Genomic DNA, 18867 nt, shown 5'->3' on the forward strand with positions numbered 1-18867 from the left:
TGACCAACGTGGTCACCGCCGAACAGTACATTTCCATCATTATTCCGGGAAGAATGTATGCCCAGTCCTTTCGCGACAAGAAGCTGCACCCCAAGAACCTTTCCCGTGCTTTGGAAGACGGCGGCACGATAACTTCCCCTCTGGTGCCCTGGAGCACCGATGCCATCTTCATTTATAGCGCACTGGGTATAAGCGCCTGGTCATACGCTCCATACGCCGTGCTGAACTACAGCGTGCCGATAATCTCCATCGCCATGGCGTTGGCTGGCTTCAAGATTGTCTACCAAAAGGTATCTGAAACGGATAACTCAGCCTACACACAAGAAACTAACGATCCCTCTTTAAGCTATAAACGCTAGTGAAAAAGAGCACCGGCCGTGCAAACATCCCTGTACCTGCCAGACGGCACGGCCGCACGCCCTGACCCAATGCAACATGGCCCCTCATTTGAGGGGCCATGTTGCGTTTGTGGCCTGCTAGATTCAGCGCCTTCCCTATCGCGGCCTCACGGCGTTTCGTTGGAACGCGAGACATCCGCCGGGTTGCTGGTCGGACCGGTCTGTGGCACGCCGGTCTTGACCTCGCGCTGACCGTCGTCATAGGTATTGACCGTGCAGCCGGCGATTCCCGCCATCAGCAGCACAGCGCCTGCCATTGCCAATAGATAACGCATGAGTTCCCTCTTTTATCGCTTATCGATCCCGAGCCCACCGGCCGATGCCATCGACCAGTGAGCGATTGATGCGACGCGCCTAGAACGCGACTTCCATACCAGCGTAGACGGTCCGCCCCGGCGCCGGCTCATAATAACGTCCATAGCTGCCGTTGAGACGCACATTGGCGAAATGCTCGCGGTCGAAGAGATTACGCATGCCCACGTAGCCCTTGAGCAAAGTATCGCCGCCCAGATGCCAGCCATCACCGACGCGCAGATTGACCAACCAGTAGTCGTCGACTTCCACGTCGTTGGCGTCATCCGCCACCATATCGCCGATATACTGCGTCTCGAGCGTCGCGAAGCGCTCGTCGAAGCCCTGCCAGGTCAGTTGGTTCATCCAGGTCTGCTCCGGCAGGCCGGGGATGCGGTTGCCCCCGTAGTTACCATCCTGGGTGTCGTATTCGTCGAATTCGTAACTGGCCAGCGTCAAGGCGCTGTCGAGACGCCAGCTCGGCGTCATCTGCCAGCCCAGCGCCAGCTCGATACCATCCCGCGAGGAATCACCGGCATTGCGATAGTAGGTGCGCTCATTCGGATCCCCTTCAATCTGATAGGGAACAAGTTCATTTCTAGTCCGAATCGAGAACAGCGCCAGATCGTAATCCACGCCATTGTCGAAATTGCCTCGCAGCCCGATTTCACGACTTAATGCCTTCTGCGGCTCGACGCTCGGATTAAAGCCACCCGCACCGGAAGGGTTGGCAAACTCAGAGAATGTGGGTGTTTCAAAAGATGTGCTGATGTTGGCATAAACTTGGTGCGTCGGCAGATACCGGTAGCTCAAGCCGGCCGAGCCGCTCCATTCACGATAGTTTTTCTGCCCACTGTCATCACCGTTATTCGGTGTAATGAAGTCATCGTCGATATCGAAGTCGACGCGGTCGTAGCGGGTCCCCAGCGATAGCGTCAACTTGTCGGTGAGATCCAGATCCCCTTGGGCGAACAGTCCCAGTGACGTGGCCGTCTGCATCTCATCGCCCGCGCGACCGGTGACGCCGTTCACCGCATCAACATTGTGGCGATCCCGATCGTCTTCCTGGCGGGCCGCGTCGACCCCCACGACATAACGCAGCGGCAGCTCACCCAGCAGCAGGTCCTGATGGTATTCGGCACTGGCACCGTAATAATCACGCTGATAGTTGATGCGGCTGTCACCCTCGTAAGGTAGTTGCTGTTCGAAGTCACGCTGCAAATAGAAGCCCTTGACGTACAGCTCGCCCGGCCCCGCGGATAGATCCTCGTACTGCAGGCCCAGCACTTGCTGGTCGACGTTCTGTCCGGCATCCAAGGCAAGCGAGTTTGGAGCAGCCCCTTGGCGATCTTCATCCACTTCCGATTCTTTCAGCGCCCCCGGGTCCTCGGAGCGCGGGTTGTCCAGCAAGTTGACGATGGCCGTCAGTGCCCGGTCATTGCCCAGCTCGCGACGCACCTTGGCATTCAAGTGATACTTCTCGACCTGGCTCTGCTCGCGATACCCGTCGAAGTTCAGCGCCGACACACTCACATGGTGCGACCAGGGGCCGTTCACGCCGCCATCGCTGAAGCGATATTTCTGGTAGCCGTCGCTGCCGATCTCGGCGCCCAGGCGGGTCTTCTGATCATCGCGACCATCGGCCGTGGTCACACTGAGAACGCCCCCTGCCGCATTACCGTAAAGCACCGACGACGGCCCGCGAATCACCTCGATCCGCTCGGCGCTGTCGAGGTCGATGGCATCCAGTTGTGCCTGCCCATCGGGCAATGTGTAAGGAATGCCGTCGGTCATCACCGTGACCCCGCGCACACCGAACGGCGCCCGCGCGCCGAAGCCGCGAATCGCCAGGCGCTCGCCCTGGGCGAAGTTGTCACGGTTTTGCAAGAACACCCCGGGCACGGTCACCAGCGACTCGTCGAGCCGAACACGCTGCTGGCCTTGCGCGATGCTATCGTGGTCGACCACGGAAACGGCGGCGGGTGTGGCATAGAGCTCGCGATCGAGACGCGGCGCCGTCACCTCCATTACCTCTGGCGAAGTCGTTTGGGCGAACGCGACGCCGGAAGCGCTCAAGGCGCCAAGCAGCAAGGAAGCAGGAAGGTAGCGATGGGTCATGGCGATATCGACAGGTCGGGTCTACCGGAAGGCGAAATACCACCGGTGGACGAATTCATTAAGCGGGCAAGCATATTAGCATATCGCACGCATACCCGCCTTACGTCTAATCGCCATTTCGCATGGTGCATGCCTGCGTCATTAAAAGTACGTCGTCATCACCTCCGTCACTGCCAGCGACTCATCGACACACAATACGCGCCGCCACTTGTCGAACGTCAGACACGGATGAGAGGTACCGAAGGCCAGCACATCGCCTACCGCGATATTGGCGTGCTCGGGAATCTCGAGAAACGCATGCTGATCCATGATGTGCGTCGTGCGCCAACCGCTGACGTCCACGCTCACCGCATCTCCCGCCTCCCGTGGATAGCGGCGTAGCGGCAATGGCAGATCCGGCTCGTGACCGATATCGCGCTTGCCCAGCGCGATGATCGCCAGGCCCGGCTCGGGCAGCGACTGGACATGGGCAAAGACTTCCAGCGCCGGGCGCAGCTCGCCCTCCAGATCGGGATCGCGCGCCTTGATCGCCTCCATCGCGCCGGCATAGAGCTTGTGATCGTGCACCACGTAGCAGCCCGGCCTCAGAACCGGCGTGTAGTGCTCGCGCAGCTCCGCCCTATCGAACGTCTCCGCGATCAGGTCGAACCACTTGGAGCCGGAGGCCGTGACGATCGGCGCCTCGCGTTGAAGTACGCCACTGTCCTGCAACGTGCGGACGGTCTCGACCAATCGCTCGCCGTAGGCACGCACGGCAGCGACTTCATTGCCACCGGCGATCATGCCCTCGTAACCTTCGATGCCGACCAGCGCCAGCGCTGGTTGCTCGGCGATCGCCGCCACCAGCGTCTCGACCTGTTCGGCGGTGCGGCAACCGCAGCGGCCACCGTCGACACCCAGCTCGATCAGCACGTTCAGTGTCAGGTTCCTTTCGGCGAAGAATACCCCCAAATCGCGCACGTTATCGACACCGTCCACCACACAGTAGAACTCCATCCCTGCCTCGATGGCATCCGCCACCAGCGTCATATTGGGATGGCCAACCAATTGATTGGCCATCAACACACGTTCGATGCCGTGAGCATGCGCCGTCACCGTCTGTACCGCCGTCGCCAACGTGATTCCCCAGGCGCCCGCCTCGATCTGTCGCTTGAACAACACCGGGGCCATGGTGGTTTTCCCGTGCGGCGCCAACTTGGCGCCGTGCTCGTCGGCGAAGCGCTGCATCCACGCCAGGTTGTGGGTCAGCGGCGATTCGAAGACCACCGCCGCCGGCAGCGGCACATCTCGCAGCAGATGCGCCGGACGTGACAGCGGTATGCCTTTTTCCACAGACGATGGCTTGAATTCGGGCATCGTATTCTCCTTACCTGACGGTTTTTGTATGCGTTTCGATGATCATCGAGAGCGGCATCCTGCCACAGATGCATCCCCCTCCTGGAATGCGTAAAATACGCGCCTCGGCCCATTGCCGAACCTTACCGGTCCGTCCTTTACGGGGACGATTACCAGGAGACAGACATGACCGATTCGCACGACACGCCGCCCATCGTGGTGGCGGCGCTCTATCAGTTCGTCACTCTCGACGATTACGAAGCCCTGCGCGAGCCCCTGCTCGAGACGATGCGTGCCCACGACGTGAAAGGCACGCTGCTGCTCGCCTTTGAGGGCATCAACGGCACCGTCTCAGGCACGCGCGAGAGCATCGATGCGCTGCTTGCCTGGCTGCGCGCCGACCCGCGCCTGGCCGCGGTCGACCACAAGGAATCCTACTGCGACGCGCATCCTTTCTATCGCACCAAGGTCAAGCTCAAGCGCGAGATCGTCACTCTCGGCGTCGAGGGGGTGGATCCCAACCAGAAAGTCGGCACCTATGTCGAACCCGAGGACTGGAACGACGTCATCGCCGATCCCGAGGTCCTGGTCATCGACACGCGCAACGATTACGAAGTGGAAATCGGCTCGTTCGAAGGCGCCATCGACCCGAAGACCAAGACGTTCCGCGAGTTTCCCGACTACGTGAAGGCGCACTACGACCCCGCCAAGCACAAGAAGGTGGCGATGTTCTGCACCGGCGGGATTCGCTGCGAGAAAGCCTCCAGTTTCATGCTGAATGCAGGCTTCGAGGAGGTGTATCACCTCAAGGGCGGCATTCTGAACTATCTGGAGAAGGTGCCCGAGTCGCAGTCGCGCTGGCAGGGCGAATGCTTCGTGTTCGACAACCGCGTGACCGTGCGCCACGATCTCGCCGAAGGCGAATACGACCAATGCCACGCCTGTCGCCGGCCGATCTCCGAGGCCGACATGGCCTCCGAGAAATACGAGCCCGGCGTGAGCTGCCCGCATTGCTGGGACAGCCTGCCGGAGAAGACGCGCGCCAGTGCCCGCGAACGCCAGCGTCAGATCGAGCTCGCCAAGCAGCGCGGCGAGCCGCATCCGCTGGGGCGGGATCCGCGCCGCCAGCCGGCCGACAGCGAGGCGTAAGGCCCCGCCTGTCGCAAGCGATGGCCGAGCCGACGCCACGACGTCGGCTCGAATCGTCGCTTACCTTCACGTCCGCGCGCACTCACGACAGCGTAATGACGATCCCCCCGAGCGCCAGGATGGCCACGACCGCCCAGGCCGGCCATTTCCAGACGCTCAAGAGCAGAAAGCCCACCAGGGCCAATGCAAATTCGTGCGGCCCGACCACCACGCTGGTCCACACCGGCTGGTAGAGAGCGGCCCCCAGAATGCCCACCACGGCGGCATTCGCGCCTCGCATCAATGCCTGCACGCGTTCCAGGCGCCTGAAACCGTTCCAGAAGGGCAGCACGGCCACCAGCAATGCGAGCCCCGGCAGGAAGATCATGATGAGCGCCAAGGCCGCGCCCAGCAGCGGCACGGACAACGCCCCCATCTCGGTGCCGAGATACGCCGCGAAGGTGAACAGCGGCCCGGGCACCGCCTGGGCGGCGCCATATCCCGCGAGAAAACTATCGGGCGTGACCCAGCCCGACTGGACGACCTCGCTTTCCAGCAGCGGGAGCACCACATGCCCGCCCCCGAAGACCAGCGCACCGGCCCGGTAGAAGGCATCCGCCATCGACAGCACCGGGGACGACGACACCCAGGCCAGTCCCGGCAGCCCGATCAGCAAGGTGACGAAACACACCGCTGCGATTCGGGCGGCGCGTCGAGATACCGGGAAGTGCAAGTCTCGCGACAGGGGGTCGCCTTGGTCTTGACGCACCTGGTCTCGATACACCGAGTCCCGGCACAACAACATGCCGCCCACCGCACCGACGAGAATGGCCGCTATCATCCCCGCCGGCCCGCCGATCAGCACGACGATCAGCACCGCCGCCAGCGCAATGCCGGCACGCCGCTGATCCGGGCACAGCTTGTGCGCCATGCCCCAGACCGCATGGGCGACAATCGCCACGGCCGCCACCTTGAGCCCATGCAGGAGACCCTCGCTGACCGGCCCGTCGAAGGATGCAGCCCCTGACGCGAACAGGACCAGCACGAGGGCCGAAGGCAAGGTGAAGGCCGTCCAGGCGGCGGCGGCTCCCCATCCCCCACCTCGCAACAGTCCCAGAGCGAAGCCGACCTGACTGCTGGCCGGGCCCGGGAGAAACTGACACAGCGCCACCAGATCCGCGTAGTCCGCTTCCGACAGCCAGCGGCGACGCGTGACGAACTCGGCACGGAAATACCCCAGATGGGCGATGGGGCCGCCGAAGGAGGTCAGACCCAGCACCAGAAAGGCACAGAAGACTTCCTTGATACGTTCGATGGAATGGCGAGCATCTCGCATGGAACCGGCCCCCGAGCAAGCGGATGAGGAGAAACCAGCGCTCACCGTGCTCGCCCTTACCGTTGAACGCCATCATGGCGGGGCGCGTGCTTATAAACTCACTCGGATTTCGAGCGGGAACTCGTCGCAGTTGTCCCCCGCTCCGCCACGGTCGACCACCAGAAACTCGCCTTCCACGTCGAGTACCGAGTGAATGGCATGCCAGGTGCCGGCGCGGTAGTTGACCCCCTGGCAACCATCGGTGACGAAGGCCCGTACCCGTGCCGAGTCCACGGCCTCTCCCGGTGGCGCGACGACGACGATGAAGCGCTCGCCGTGCAGCGGCATGAACGCCTGACTGCCCAGCGGATGGCGCTCCAGCAATGCAAGGCTGAGCGGCAACGCCACGGGCTGGCTGACGAAGAGACTGATCAACGGCCGTGCCCCCTCGCCGAGCGTTTCGATCCGCGCCAGGTCGTGATAGCGCTGGGTGCGACCGCCGTTGATGGGAAAGCCGTCGGCGTCCCGGCGGTCGATGACATCGCCGAACGGCGCGAAGGCTTCGGCGGTCAGGGGCTGGGTGGTAAGTTCGAGCATGCGTTCTCCTCGGAGGATTGTCTCAGCTCAAGCGCAGCTTCATATGGCGGTTCACATCCTTGTAGAGCAGATAGCGAAACGGCCCCGGCCCGGCGGCGTAGCAGGATTGCGGACAGAAGGCCCGCAGCCACATGTAGTCGCCGGCCTCGACCTCGACCCAATCCTGATTGAGGTGATAGACCGCACGCCCCTCCAGCACGTAGAGCCCATGCTCCATGACGTGCGTCTCGTCGAACGGGATCACGCCCCCGGGCTGGAAGGTCACGATGTTGACGTGCATGTCGTGGCGCACGTCCTGGGGATCGACGAAACGCGTCGTGGCCCAGCGACCGTCGGTATCCGGCATGGCAATCGGCGCGATATCGTTGTCGTTGGTGACGAACGCCTCGGGCACGTCCAGTCCCTCGACATACTCGTAAGCCTTGCGAATCCAGTGGAAACGCACCGGCGCGTCGCTGCCGTTACGCAGCTGCCAGTCGCAGCCCGGCGGCAGATAGGCATAGCCTCCCGGTCCCATCGCGTACGACTCCCCCGCGATGGTCAGCGTCATCTCGCCCTCGACCACGAACAGCACGCCCTCGGCGCCTTCGTCCGGCTCCGGCCGCTCGCTGCCGCCACCGGGCGAGACCTCCATGATGTACTGCGAAAACGTCTCCGCGAAGCCGGAAAGCGGCCGCGACAGCACCCACAACCGGGTCTTCTCCCAGTGCGGCAGGAAACTGGTGACGATATCGCTCATCACCCCCTTGGGAATCACCGCATAGGCCTCGGTGAAGACCGCGCGACCATGAATCAGCTGGCTCTGCGGCGGCAAACCGCCATGGGGGGCGTAGTAGGTTCTTTCAGGTGCGTCGTGGCTGCGTTGTGACATGAGAGGTTCCTCGCTTTTCAAGCCGGATGCGTTGCCGCCCAGTGACGCGCGATATCCACACGCCGGGTTATCCACACCCGGTCATGGGCCTCGAGGTGATCGAGGAAGCGCTGCAGCGCGCGGAAGCGTCCGGGACGACCGATCAGTCGGCAGTGAAGGCCGATGGAGAGCATCTTCGGGGTTTCCGCGCCTTCTGCGTAAAGCACGTCGAAGGCATCGCGCAGGTACTGGAAGAAGGGCTCGCCGTGGTCGAAGCCGGTGGGCGAGGCGAAGCGCATGTCGTTGGTATCCAGCGTGTAGGGCACGATCAGGTGACGGTGCGTCTGGCCCTGGCTGTCCTGGACGTCGCTCCAGAACGGCAGATCGTCACCGTAGTAGTCGCTGTCGTAGAGGAAGCCGCCCTGATCAAGCAACAGCCGCCGTGTATTGGGGCTGTCGCGGCCGGTGTACCACCCCAGGGGCGCCTCGCCGTACAAGCGGCGGAACACTTCGATGGCACGCTGCATGTGCTCACGCTCGACGGCTTCCGGCACGTTCTGGTAGTGAATCCAGCGCCAGCCATGGCAGGCGATCTCGTGGCCCAGTTCCTGGAAGGCCTGGGCCACCTCGGGATGACGCTCCAGCGCCATGGCGACGCCGAATACGGTCAATGGCAACCCGCGCCGCTCGAACTCGCGCAGCACGCGCCATACCCCCACTCGCGAACCGTACTCGTAGATCGACTCCATGCTCAGGTGGCGGTCGGGATAGGCCTCGGCCCCGGCGATCTCGGAGAGAAACTGTTCGGAGTGGCTATCGCCGTGCAGCACGCTGTTTTCACTGCCCTCTTCGTAGTTGAGGACGAACTGCACGGCGACGCGGGCCTGGCCCGGCCAGTTCGCTTGCGGTGGCGTGCGGCCATAGCCGACGAGATCGCGTGGATAAACGTCGGACGGATCGGTGGAGGATGCCATGCCCATGAAGACTCCCGGTTTATTGTTGTGCCGCTCGGATTACCTTAGCGTGCGTTGATGTATACAAAAAATCAATCCCTCTTCGCGCCCTTGCCGACGCCTCGACTCACTGACCGCAGAAAACGCCATCCGGCGAATTTCGGCGGCTCGAGGCATGTCTGGCGCAGCAGCCGTCCGACATCAGGGCGATCCGGCATTGACTTATTTTGTATTCAATACTAGAAATTTTGTAGACAAAACATGCGCGGCCCCTGCCGCGCACCCAAGGAATGCCCCATGCGCTTGCACCTCATCAACCCCAACACCAGCACCGGCATGACGACACGCATCGGCGAGTCCGCCAGCCGCATCGCGGCGCCGGGCACCCGGATCGTGGCCACGCAACCGGACAGCGGCCCGGTGTCCATCGAGGGGCACTTCGACGAGGCGATCAGCGCCGTGGGTGTGACCGAGGAAATCGCCAAGGGCGAGCGCGACGGCAGCGATGCCTACATCACCGCCTGCTTCGGCGACCCTGGGCTGATGGCGGCCCGGGAGCTGACCCGCGCGCCGGTGCTGGGCATCGCCGAGGCCGGCTTTCACGTGGCCAGCCTTATCAGCACGCGCTTTTCCATCGTCACGACGCTGAGCCGAACCGGCATCATCGCCGAGCACCTGCTGCAAGCCTATGGCTTCGCGCATCATTGCCGTCGTATCCGTGCCGCGGAAATCCCCGTGCTCGACCTGGAGGACAATGGCGACGCCGCCCTCACGCGGGTGATCGAGACCTGCCGGCGCGCCCGGGACGAGGACGGCATCGGCGCCATCGTGCTCGGCTGCGGCGGCATGGCCGATCTGCGCGCCACCATCGAAGAAGCGGTGGGCATCCCCATCGTCGAGGGGGTCACCGCCGCCGTGAAATTGGCCGAGGCGCTGGTCGGCCTCGGGCTCGGCACCAGCAAGCATGGCGACCTCGCCTTTCCGCGTCCCAAGTCCTTCACCGGCCATTTCGCCCATTTATCACGCTAATGCCCGCAAACGGGGGGAGCCACGTTTTCGCGCCACGACCCATACTCGCTAACGCTCGAGCATGAAGCATCACCGGCGTCCTCTTGCCGACAATCACAACACCAGGGCGCCTGACAGATAGCCAAACAGCAGCACGCTACGCCACTCGGACGCCCCCCAGCGGGGCGCACAACAACAAATCGCGGGGCACGGTCCCGCCCGAGGAAAGCGTCATGACAAGCGACTCCGCCACGTCGGAAGGGCCGCGCCCTGCCGGCAAGGCACCGGGACAAGAGTCCCTGGACCCACAGCGTACCCGCATCATGGGACGCCTCTCCTATCTACTGGCCTGGTTTGGCGGCTGCGTGTCGATCGGCACCTTCGCCATGGGCTCGAGCATCGTCGGTACGCTCAACCTGTTGCAGGCCTCGCTGGCGATCGCCATCGGCTGCTTCGTGATCGGCGTCGCGCTGACGATCAACGGCGCCGCCGGCTACAAGTACGGCATTCCTTTCATGGTCCAGGCACGCAGCGCCTTCGGCTTTACCGGCACGCGCTTGCCGGGGCTCATCCGCGCGGTGCCGGCCATCGTCTGGTACGGATTTCAGAGCTGGATCGGCGCCGGCGCCCTGAACGCCGTCTCCGACCCTGCTGGGCTTCGACAATCTGGTGTTCTATTTCATCGCCTTCCAGCTCTTGCAGATCGCCCTGTCGGTGTTCGGCTTTCAGGGCATCAAGTGGCTGGAAAACATCGGCAGTGGCTTCATCCTGGCCTCGCTGGTCTACATGTTCTTCAGCGTGCTCGACAAGTACGGCGATGTGATCGGCGAACAACTGATCGACATCGACGGCACCTGGGGACTGCCCTTCTGGGGCGCGACGATGCTGTTCCTGGGCATCTACAGCACCATGATCCTCAATGCCAGCGACTACTCCCGCGAGCTCAAGCACGGCAGCGGGCCGGGGCTTCTGACCACGCTCTACGCCATGTCGATTTTGCCCTGCACGCTGTTCATGGGCTTGATCGGGCTGATGGTCTCCGGTGCCACCGGCGTCGCCGATCCCATCGATGTCTTCGCCAATGCCGTCGACAATCCACCGCTTCTGATCACCACCCTGCTGTTCATCGCCTTCGCCCAGGTCACCACCAACGTGCTCAACAATGTGGTGCCCCCCACCTATGTGCTGATGGACGTCTTCAAGCTGAAATTCCGCAGCGCCACCGTGATCGTGGGGTTGCTGGCCTTCGCGACCTTTCCCTGGGAGCTGGTCAAGGACGATTCCGCGGCCGGACTGCAGCTGTTCGTGCAGACCTATTCGGCGTTTCTGGGGCCGATCTTCGCGATCATGGCGGTGGATTATTACCTCATTCGCCGGCGCACGCTGGATCTCGACAAGCTCTATGACGCGCATGGCCCTTATCGCGGCATCAATTACGCCGCCTGCATCGCCACGCTGATCGACGCCCTGGTGGCGCTCAACGTTTCGGCGGTCTCGTGGTACGCGAGCCTGCTGCCGGCCGGCCTCGCCTATTACCTGCTGATGCGCCACTGGCCGGCCTGTCGGCGTTTCAACCAATGACGATCACGCTGTTTTTCACGACGATGCCTACCGACATAGAGCGCTGCCATGAACGATAACGACCTGCGCCTCACGGCGCCTGATGCAAGTCTCTACAACGCCGATCTGGCGCCGCTGCCCCATGCCGAACGCCGCTGGGGCGCCTTCGAGATCTTCAATGTCTGGGCCAACGATATCCAGAGCCTGTTCGGCTACACCCTGGCCGCGTCATTGTTTCTGAGCTACGGCCTCAACGGCTGGGCGGTCATGGCCGCCATCATCCTCGCCGGCCTGGTGGTCATGGTGCTGGTCAACCTGACCGGGCGCCCCAGCGTCAAATACGGCATTCCGTTTCCGGTGGTGGTACGCGCCAGCCTCGGCGTGCACGGCGCTAACCTGCCGGCGATGCTGCGCGCGGTGATCGGCATCTTCTGGTACGGCGTGCAAACCTACTTCGCCTCCACGGCCGTCACACTCTTGCTGACCGCGCTGGGCGTGCCGGAGGGCGGCCAGTTCCTGGGGCTGTCGAGCGTGGCCTGGCTGGCCTTCGTGGTGGTGTGGGCCTTTCAACTGGCGATGTTCTGGGCGGGCATCGAGCGCATCAAGCACTTCCTCAACTGGGCCGGGCCGCTGGTCTACGCGGTCATGATCGTGCTGATGGGCGTGGTCTGGTGGCAAGCCGGCGCCTCGCTGCTGCCGGCCATCGGCAACATCTTCAGCGGCAACAGCGACGCCGCCGGCAGCGCCGTCGGTGCCTTTTTCACCATTGTCGGCACCATGATCGCGTACTTCGCCGCGGTGGTGATCAACTTCGGCGACTTCGCGCGCTTCGTGAAAAGCGAGCGCGCCATGCGGCTCGGCAACTGGCTCGGGCTGCCGCTCAACGTCGCGGTGTTCTCGTTCATCGCCCTGATCATCACCGCCGGCACGCTCGCCTTGTTCGGCGAGGCACTGACCAACCCCTCGGACATCGTCGACCGCGTCGATAGTCTGCCGCTGACGATCGTCGCCGCACTGACCTTTTTCGCTGCCACCGTGGGCATCAATCTGGTCGCCAACTTCATTCCTCCCGCCTATGACTTGTCCAACCTGTTCCCGCGCCGCATCAACTTTCGGATCGGCGGGCTGATCACGGCGCTCATCGCCTTCTTCATCGGGGCCTTGTGGGTCAGCGTGATCAGCCGGATCGGCATTCCCGGCTTCGTCAACGCCATCGGCGCCGTCATCGCGCCGTTCTACGGCATCATCGTGATCGACTACTACGTCATCCGCCGAGGCCGACTCGACGTTCAGGCGCTGTTCTCCACCGCACCGGGCAGTGCCTATTACTATCAGAATGGCAGGAACCGACGCGCCCTGATCGCCTTCGCCGTCGGCGCGCTGTTCTCGCTGGCCTCGGTCTGGGTGCCGGCGCTCGCCGCACTGGAAGGGTTCGCATGGCTGCTCGGCGCGAGCCTGGGAGGTGCGTGCTACTACGCCCTGATGCGCGGGCACGCCGTGTCCACCGCGCCGTCGGGTGCGCCATGAAGGCGTACGGTATCTTGAATGTCCCGCCGGCGACGGCGGGGCATCAGCCGAGCGCGCCGTCGAAGATCCGCTTCAGGTCCGGGGTTTCTTCGGGCGCCTCGGCAATGGAGAGCGAGGCTTCGATGGCCTTGAGATGGCGCTGCATGAAGGCGCGGGCACGCTCGCCGCTGCCGTTTTCGAGGTGGCGAATCAGTTCGTCGTGGTCGTGCGACTCGCAACCGAGGTGGCCGGTGTTGCCGTAAACCGCCAGGATCAGCGACGAGCGCGAGCATAACCGGCCGACGAATTCGCTGAGCGTGGCGTTGCCCGCCAGCTCGGCCAGACGCACATGGAAAGCCGCCGACAGCTTGATCGCCTCGCTCTGCTTGCCGGCCTTGAGTGCCTGACGCTCGCGGCGCGCGTCGTCGCGCAGCCGCGCCACATCCGCCGCCGTGGCCCGCTGCACGACCTGCTCCATCAGCCCGCACTCGACCAGTTGCCGCGCGGCGAAGACATCGCGCGCTTCCTCGGCGGTCGGCCGCGAGACGCTCGCGCCGCGACGTGGCGTCAAGGTGACGAGATGCTCCAGGGCCAGGCGTTGCAGGATTTTGCGGATGCCGGTGCGGCTGACACCGAAGACGTCCGACAGGGCATCCTCGCGCAGACGTGCACCGGGCTGCAGGCGATGTTCGATGATGGCGTCGCTGATCGCGCGATAGATGGCGTCATGACGCTGCGCACCGTCGCCGGCCTTGCCCTCGTTGCGACGCGTTTTCTTGGCGGCATGCGCCTGACGTGACTCGCTCATTCACGGCTCCCGAATGCATTTGCGCTGATCATCGCATTGCCCGCCCGACATCAGCTACCGCGGTAGGTGGAATAACCGAAGGGGGACAGCAACAGCGGGACATGGTAGTGGGCGCCCGCATCGTCGATGCCGAAGCGCAGCGGAATCCGCGCCAGAAAGCGCGGCCCCGTCGGCGGGACCTCGTCCTGGCGATCGAGATACTCGCCGGCCTCGAACAGCAGCTCGTACTCGCCCACCCGGAAGGCTTCGCCCTCCAGCAGCGGTCCATCGCAACGGCCATCCTCGTTGGTCACGAACTCGCCCAGCGCCTGGCGGGTGTCGCCATCGAGCCGATACAGCGACAGGCGCATGCCGCGTGCGGGGCAGCCCCGAGCGGTGTCCAGAACGTGCGTGGTGAGATAGCCCATGGTCACTCCTTGCGATCGTCGGCGGGCATCGAGCGGCGGCCCGGGATGGACGCCCGTGGCGCCACCGCTTACCCTGATTTTTGTATACAACAATCCCGAACAACATAGCATCAGGAGACGCGCATGCGCCATGCCCTGCTCTCGCCGCGCCCCACGCAACTCGACCGCGAGGCCTTCGTGGCCGCGTATGGCGGCATCTACGAACACTCTCCGTGGATCGCCGAAGCGGTATGGGACGCCGGCCTCGACACCCGCCACGACAGCCCCGCGGGTCTCGCCGAGGCAATGGCCGCCGTGCTCGACGCCGCCCCCGCCGAGCGCCAGCTCACGGTCATCCGTGCGCACCCCGACTTGGCCGGCAAGGTCGCGCTGGCTGGCGGGCTGACCCAGGCCTCGAGCCAGGAACAGGCCGGTGCCGGGCTCGATCAGTGTACCCCGGACGAGCTGGCCCGCTTCGAGCGCCTGAACGCCGACTACCAGGCACGCTTCGGCTTTCCCTTCGTGATGGCGGTCAAGGGCTACCACCGTCACGAGATTCTCGATGCCTTCGAGCTCCGCCTCGCGCATGGGCCCGACGAGGAACGCCGCACCGCCATCGCGCAGATCCATCGCATCGCGCGACTACGCCTGGACGCCCATGCCACCTGAAGGCCGTCCTGCATCGGAATGAGCGGCAGCGTGCGTCTTTGGTGGGCTGGCGAGGCAGCGGAATTCATGGAAGAATTTTCCATGAATGCTTCGTGAGAGAGAGCCAGGCGTGACGGAAAGCAAACGCAAGACGGTCGGACGCCCCGCCGGCAACGGCAAGGCCGCCAGCGGCCACAGCCAATCGCTGGTGCGGGGCCTGAATATCCTCGAAGGGCTCGCTGCCGCTCCCGGAGGGCTGGCACTGTCCGATATCGCCCAGATCGTGGGTCTGGCCCCGTCGACCACGCACCGCTTGCTGCAGGCGCTCCACCAGCAGGGCTTCATCGCCCAGGACGCGGAGATGGGCGTGTGGCATATCGACGCCAAGACATTCCGCGTGGGCAATGCCTTCCTCGAGGCACGCGATTTCGTCGCCACCGCCCGCCCCTTCCTGCATCAATTGACGGCGGAGACCGAGGAAACCGCCAACCTGGGTATCCGGGATCAGGGCATGGCCGTGTTCCTCGCCCAGAGCGAGTCGCCGCAGATGATGCGCATGATCACGCGGCTGGGCTCGCGCGCCCCGCTGCACGCCTCGGGCGTCGGCAAGGCCCTGCTCGCCTGGCTGCCGCGCGACGAGGTCGAGCGCATCCTCCACACGCGCGGCCTCGACAAGGTGACGCCCAATACCCTCGACACCCCATCCCGCCTGCGCGACGCCCTCGGCGAGATCCGCCGCCAGGGCTATGCCTGCGACCGCGAGGAACACGCCATCGGCCTCAACTGCGTTGCAGCGACGCTGCACGACGAGAACGGCCTGCCGCTCGCTGCCATCTCGGTGTCCGGTCCCGCCGCACGCATTCCCGAAGCACGGCTCGCCGAACTCGGCGGCCTGGTGAGCCGCGCCGCCCGCGAGATCACGGCACGCCTGGGCGGGCGGCTGCCCAGCGATGCCGACTGACGCCGCCTCGTCGCCGCCCACGGCCACAGGACAGCGCATGCTGTACAATGCCCCTTCGGCACACCAACTGCGGGAATCGAGACCATTAGCAAGCAGCGCCAGCGTATCGAGCCCGAAACACGCAAGCGAACCATCATCGAGGCAACGCTCAAGTGCGTGACGCGTTACGGCCATGCCGGCACGACGATGACGCGCGTCGCACGTGAGGCCGGCACCTCCATAGGCTTGGTGAGTCACTACTTTCAATCCAAGGAATCGCTCATGCTGGCGGCCTACCAGGAGCTCACCGAGCAGCTGCGCCGGGAGAGCGACCAGCGCGATGCCGCATTGGAGTGCTCCGCACGTGAGCGGCTGACGCTCATGATTCGTTCAGCCTTCAAGAGCGAGATATTCAACCAGCAGGTACTGGCCTCCTGGGTAGGTTTCTGGAGTGCCGCTGTGGCAACGCCCAGTCTGGCGAGTCTCAACCGGAAGCTTTACGAAGAGTATCGGGAGGAGATGCAGTCACTCGTCGAGGCCATTGCCATCGAAGAAGGACGTGTTATCGATGCGAAGGGCATTGCTCGAATTCTGACAGCACTGGTAGACGGCTATTGGTTGGAGTGGGCACTTGATCCCGAGGCTTTCAAAGTCGAAGAGGCGCTGCAGGATTCCTTGGAAATCGCTGAGCGCCTGCTTCGAGATTAAGCCATTATTTAGCGAAAGCTCGCTTCATAAGCTTGCTGAGCGGACTCTCCATCACGTGTTGTTACCCCTTTGAGGAATTCCGCCACGCGCTTGGGATGATCCGCGAGCCAATCGTGCGCGACATCCGTCTTGGACCGCTCCTCAAGGCTATAAGCGCTGATGAACTGGCTCTGCTCATCGGCGGTCAACGTGAACTGCTTCAACAACTGCATGATGTTGGCGTTTTCTTCGGCATACCCCATACGCACGATCGTGCGTACTTCGCTACGCCCCTGATTCTCACCGTAGACTTCTTCGGGGTCGTCCAGGATATGCATGTCGTACTTGATCGCCATCCAGTGCGGCGTCCAGCCGTAGAAAGCGATCCACTGCTTATCGTTATAGGCCGCATCGACCTCGGACAGCATGCCGGGAGTCGATGAGTCGAGAATCTCCCAGTCCTTGAGGCCATAGGTATCGGCGTCCGCCGCCTCGTGAACCATGATGCTCGCCTGGGCGCCACTCTCGATCGAATAGTATTCCGCACCGAAGCGTGCGCGATTTTCCGGTAGATCCAGCTGCTCGGCACTAGTCACGCCGGCGTCATAGACGTATCCCGGCACCGCGAACCCCATCCTTGCACCTGAGACGTTATTCGCGACATCGACGATGGCACCGGCTTCCATGGCCGCGTCGTAACTCTCTTTCTGGGCCGGCATCCACCCCGCCAGCATGATGTCGCTGTCGCCCGTTTCCATCGTCTTGTAACCGACGGTGGCGCCCATTTCGATCTGCTGCGAGTCATAGCCCAACGTCTCCAGCAGTTGCACCAGTATTTCCGTCTTGACCGTCACGCCGGGCCAAGGCGGCACCACCATGCGGATCGGTGTCGATTGCGCCTGGGCCAACATGGGCAGGCTCAAGCCCAGTACCGCCGTGCCAAGTATCTTGGTGATTGTTGTCATCATGGTTCCTCTCGGTCTTGGTTGATAACTCCATGCCGCTCAACGTGCGGCATCAATGGCTTCGTGAATCAGTGCCGCCAAGGTCTCGCGTGGGCAGTGCACCGGATTGGTCGCGTAAGCGGGATCGCCTTCGACGGCGGCCAGAATGTCGTCGACGATCTCGTGCGGCACCCCGAGCGCGGACAACCCCTTGGGAATGTCCAGCCGGTCCAGCAGCGAGCAGATGGCCGCATGAAAGGTCTCGAACCGATCATCGTCGAGCTGCATGGCATGAGCGATCGACGGTAGCTTGGGTTCGAGGGCGGAACGGTTGAAACGCATGATGGCGGGCAAGAGGATGGCGTTGGTCATGCCATGATGCGTATGGCACGCGGCACCGACCATGTGACTGATGGCATGCACCAGCCCCAACCCCTTGAGAAAGCCCACTCCGGCCAGGAACGATCCCGTCAGCATGTTGCTGCGCGCGTCCAGGTTCGCGCCGTTCTCGACGCTTTCCTCGATATTGCCCCAGATCAGCGCCAGCCCTTGAAGTGCCGCGCCATCACACAGCGGATGGAACATCGGCACGAGGTAGGACTCCAGCGCATGGGTCAGGGCATCCAGTCCCGTCCACGCCGTCAGGCTGGCTGGCAGCCCCAGCGTGAAATTGGGATCGAGAATGATCTTTTCCGGGCGTGCCTGGGGATGGTGCACGCACTCTTTGGTACCGCGTCCGGTATCGATGAGCATGGCGGTGCTATCTCCCTCGGCGCCCGTACCCGCCGTGGTCGGCACGGTGATCAACGGCGGGAAGTCGTCGCGCGACAGATCCATCGGCGTTGCGCCGTTGTAATCGAAGTCCCACAGCGAATAGCGGCTCTGCCTGGCAATCAATGCCGCGCCCTTGGCGCCGTCCATGGCACTTCCGCCGCCGATGGCGATGACAGCGTCGGCATCATGATCGCGGTAGCTTTGTGCCGCCGCGTGCGCATCGGCGTCCGAGGGATTGGCCTGCACGGCGTCGAACTGGGCGCAGACGATGTCCGCCTTCGCCAGCTGGGCTTTCAGTTTCGCCAGATGGTCGAGCTTCGCGAACCCCGGATCGGTCACGATCAAGGGCCGTTTTATCCCGCGCCGCGTGAAGAAATCGTTCAAGGCAGCGACTGCGCCCGGCCCCGACTCAACGCAGTAGGCAAGCTCCCATGCAACCGGATCGCGTGAAGAATAAGCGGCGCACATAAAACGCTCCATTCGAAAGAAGAGTGATGGCCTGGGGCCCTGCCGCGGAGTTAAAGCGGTACCCGAGTGGCAAAAGGCGAGCCGATGCTTTTATACTGGCCACTATTGAAACACTTTTCAATAGTGGCCATGCGATGGCATCAAAGGAGCCCT

General features: G+C 63.4%; 18 protein-coding genes and 1 pseudogene. 8 read left to right on the forward strand and 11 right to left on the reverse strand.

Features of this window, described 5'->3' with window-relative positions; all coding sequences use genetic code 11:
- Positions 1–359, forward strand: a 359-nt coding sequence (locus L1075_RS14630; RefSeq protein WP_281504281.1) for a Na+/H+ antiporter NhaC family protein, incomplete at its 5' end; no start/stop codon positions are given.
- Between the two features lie 146 nt (positions 360–505).
- Here the strand turns inward: L1075_RS14630 and L1075_RS14635 are convergent.
- The 3 genes from L1075_RS14635 to L1075_RS14645 form a co-directional block, all read right to left on the reverse strand.
- On the reverse strand, positions 506–673 hold the full coding sequence (locus L1075_RS14635; RefSeq protein ID WP_178998415.1) for a hypothetical protein: 168 nt from the start codon (positions 671–673) through the stop codon (positions 506–508).
- Between the two features lie 79 nt (positions 674–752).
- On the reverse strand, positions 753–2807 hold the full coding sequence (locus L1075_RS14640) for a TonB-dependent receptor family protein (RefSeq protein WP_246942541.1): 2055 nt from the start codon (positions 2805–2807) through the stop codon (positions 753–755).
- 141 nt (positions 2808–2948) lie between these two features.
- A complete protein-coding gene (locus L1075_RS14645; RefSeq protein WP_246942543.1) occupies positions 2949–4163 on the reverse strand; it encodes an amino acid deaminase in 1215 nt (404 codons plus the stop codon).
- A 165-nt stretch (positions 4164–4328) separates the two neighbouring features.
- Here L1075_RS14645 and trhO point away from each other — a divergent pair, with 165 nt between their 5' ends.
- Positions 4329–5291: an oxygen-dependent tRNA uridine(34) hydroxylase TrhO gene (gene trhO, locus L1075_RS14650; RefSeq protein WP_246942545.1), complete on the forward strand. Its 963-nt coding sequence runs from the start codon at positions 4329–4331 to the stop codon at positions 5289–5291.
- 82 nt (positions 5292–5373) lie between these two features.
- On the opposite strand, the gene chrA is transcribed toward trhO, so the two are convergent.
- The 4 genes from chrA to puuE all read right to left on the reverse strand — a co-directional run bounded on the left by chrA (position 5374) and on the right by puuE (position 9012).
- Complete coding sequence (gene chrA, locus L1075_RS14655; RefSeq protein ID WP_246942547.1) at positions 5374–6606, reverse strand: chromate efflux transporter; 1233 nt, start codon at positions 6604–6606, stop codon at positions 5374–5376.
- Between the two features lie 90 nt (positions 6607–6696).
- Positions 6697–7182 carry an ureidoglycolate lyase gene (locus L1075_RS14660; RefSeq protein WP_246942548.1) on the reverse strand — a complete coding sequence of 162 codons (486 nt, stop codon included), beginning with the start codon at positions 7180–7182 and terminating at the stop codon, positions 6697–6699.
- Positions 7183–7204: 22 nt separating this feature from the next.
- Positions 7205–8053, reverse strand: coding sequence for a bifunctional allantoicase/(S)-ureidoglycine aminohydrolase (locus L1075_RS14665; protein WP_246942550.1), 849 nt, complete (start codon positions 8051–8053; stop codon positions 7205–7207).
- A 17-nt stretch (positions 8054–8070) separates the two neighbouring features.
- On the reverse strand, positions 8071–9012 hold the full coding sequence (puuE, locus tag L1075_RS14670) for an allantoinase PuuE (protein ID WP_378111412.1): 942 nt from the start codon (positions 9010–9012) through the stop codon (positions 8071–8073).
- Positions 9013–9282: 270 nt separating this feature from the next.
- On the opposite strand from puuE, the gene L1075_RS14675 reads away from it, so the two are divergent.
- The 3 genes and pseudogenes from L1075_RS14675 (at position 9283) to L1075_RS14685 (ending at position 13080) form a co-directional block, all read left to right on the forward strand.
- Positions 9283–10014, forward strand: coding sequence for an aspartate/glutamate racemase family protein (locus tag L1075_RS14675; RefSeq protein WP_246942552.1), 732 nt, complete (start codon positions 9283–9285; stop codon positions 10012–10014).
- Between the two features lie 212 nt (positions 10015–10226).
- A pseudogene (locus L1075_RS14680) lies at positions 10227–11574 on the forward strand (NCS1 family transporter).
- A 48-nt stretch (positions 11575–11622) separates the two neighbouring features.
- Positions 11623–13080 (forward strand): NCS1 family nucleobase:cation symporter-1, encoded by a 1458-nt coding sequence (locus tag L1075_RS14685; protein ID WP_246942553.1) that lies wholly within the window; start codon positions 11623–11625, stop codon positions 13078–13080.
- Between the two features lie 43 nt (positions 13081–13123).
- On the opposite strand, the gene L1075_RS14690 is transcribed toward L1075_RS14685, so the two are convergent.
- Both L1075_RS14690 and uraH read right to left on the reverse strand, forming a co-directional pair.
- Positions 13124–13867, reverse strand: a complete 744-nt coding sequence (locus L1075_RS14690; protein ID WP_178998430.1) for a GntR family transcriptional regulator — start codon at positions 13865–13867, stop codon at positions 13124–13126.
- Positions 13868–13917: 50 nt separating this feature from the next.
- The gene (gene uraH, locus L1075_RS14695; protein WP_011505378.1) at positions 13918–14274 is read right to left on the reverse strand and encodes a hydroxyisourate hydrolase; all 357 of its coding nucleotides are present in this window, start codon (positions 14272–14274) and stop codon (positions 13918–13920) included.
- Positions 14275–14397: 123 nt separating this feature from the next.
- On the opposite strand from uraH, the gene uraD reads away from it, so the two are divergent.
- From uraD to betI, 3 genes are all read left to right on the forward strand, one after another.
- Positions 14398–14922 (forward strand): 2-oxo-4-hydroxy-4-carboxy-5-ureidoimidazoline decarboxylase, encoded by a 525-nt coding sequence (uraD, locus tag L1075_RS14700; RefSeq protein WP_246942555.1) that lies wholly within the window; start codon positions 14398–14400, stop codon positions 14920–14922.
- Positions 14923–15031: 109 nt separating this feature from the next.
- On the forward strand, positions 15032–15862 hold the full coding sequence (locus L1075_RS14705; protein WP_246942580.1) for an IclR family transcriptional regulator: 831 nt from the start codon (positions 15032–15034) through the stop codon (positions 15860–15862).
- 105 nt (positions 15863–15967) lie between these two features.
- Complete coding sequence (gene betI / locus L1075_RS14710) at positions 15968–16549, forward strand: transcriptional regulator BetI (RefSeq protein ID WP_343311302.1); 582 nt, start codon at positions 15968–15970, stop codon at positions 16547–16549.
- A gap of 8 nt (positions 16550–16557) precedes the next feature.
- Here betI and L1075_RS14715 read toward each other — a convergent pair whose 3' ends face one another.
- Together L1075_RS14715 and L1075_RS14720 are read right to left on the reverse strand one after the other, a co-directional pair.
- Positions 16558–17496, reverse strand: a complete 939-nt coding sequence (locus L1075_RS14715) for an ABC transporter substrate-binding protein (protein WP_246942558.1) — start codon at positions 17494–17496, stop codon at positions 16558–16560.
- Between the two features lie 36 nt (positions 17497–17532).
- Entirely contained in the window at positions 17533–18714 is a 1182-nt protein-coding gene (locus L1075_RS14720) for an iron-containing alcohol dehydrogenase (RefSeq protein WP_246942560.1), read from the reverse strand.
- Positions 18715–18867 lie beyond the last annotated feature (153 nt).

This window comes from Chromohalobacter beijerinckii, from assembly GCF_023061185.1.
GTDB classification, from domain to species: Bacteria; Pseudomonadota; Gammaproteobacteria; order Pseudomonadales; family Halomonadaceae; genus Chromohalobacter; species Chromohalobacter beijerinckii.

What these genes read in the sequence shown, in the direction of transcription:
- L1075_RS14635 (WP_178998415.1), bottom strand. Translation starts at nt 673, where the DNA reads ATGCGTTATCTATTGGCAATGGCAGGCGCTGTGCTGCTGATGGCGGGA.
- L1075_RS14640 (WP_246942541.1), bottom strand. Translation starts at nt 2,807, where the DNA reads ATGACCCATCGCTACCTTCCTGCTTCCTTGCTGCTTGGCGCCTTGAGC.
- L1075_RS14645 (WP_246942543.1), bottom strand. Translation starts at nt 4,163, where the DNA reads ATGCCCGAATTCAAGCCATCGTCTGTGGAAAAAGGCATACCGCTGTCA.
- trhO (WP_246942545.1), top strand. Translation starts at nt 4,329, where the DNA reads ATGACCGATTCGCACGACACGCCGCCCATCGTGGTGGCGGCGCTCTAT.
- chrA (WP_246942547.1), bottom strand. Translation starts at nt 6,606, where the DNA reads ATGCGAGATGCTCGCCATTCCATCGAACGTATCAAGGAAGTCTTCTGT.
- L1075_RS14660 (WP_246942548.1), bottom strand. Translation starts at nt 7,182, where the DNA reads ATGCTCGAACTTACCACCCAGCCCCTGACCGCCGAAGCCTTCGCGCCG.
- L1075_RS14665 (WP_246942550.1), bottom strand. Translation starts at nt 8,053, where the DNA reads ATGTCACAACGCAGCCACGACGCACCTGAAAGAACCTACTACGCCCCC.
- puuE (WP_378111412.1), bottom strand. Translation starts at nt 9,012, where the DNA reads ATGGGCATGGCATCCTCCACCGATCCGTCCGACGTTTATCCACGCGAT.
- L1075_RS14675 (WP_246942552.1), top strand. Translation starts at nt 9,283, where the DNA reads ATGCGCTTGCACCTCATCAACCCCAACACCAGCACCGGCATGACGACA.
- L1075_RS14685 (WP_246942553.1), top strand. Translation starts at nt 11,623, where the DNA reads ATGAACGATAACGACCTGCGCCTCACGGCGCCTGATGCAAGTCTCTAC.
- L1075_RS14690 (WP_178998430.1), bottom strand. Translation starts at nt 13,867, where the DNA reads ATGAGCGAGTCACGTCAGGCGCATGCCGCCAAGAAAACGCGTCGCAAC.
- uraH (WP_011505378.1), bottom strand. Translation starts at nt 14,274, where the DNA reads ATGGGCTATCTCACCACGCACGTTCTGGACACCGCTCGGGGCTGCCCC.
- uraD (WP_246942555.1), top strand. Translation starts at nt 14,398, where the DNA reads ATGCGCCATGCCCTGCTCTCGCCGCGCCCCACGCAACTCGACCGCGAG.
- L1075_RS14715 (WP_246942558.1), bottom strand. Translation starts at nt 17,496, where the DNA reads ATGATGACAACAATCACCAAGATACTTGGCACGGCGGTACTGGGCTTG.
- L1075_RS14720 (WP_246942560.1), bottom strand. Translation starts at nt 18,714, where the DNA reads ATGTGCGCCGCTTATTCTTCACGCGATCCGGTTGCATGGGAGCTTGCC.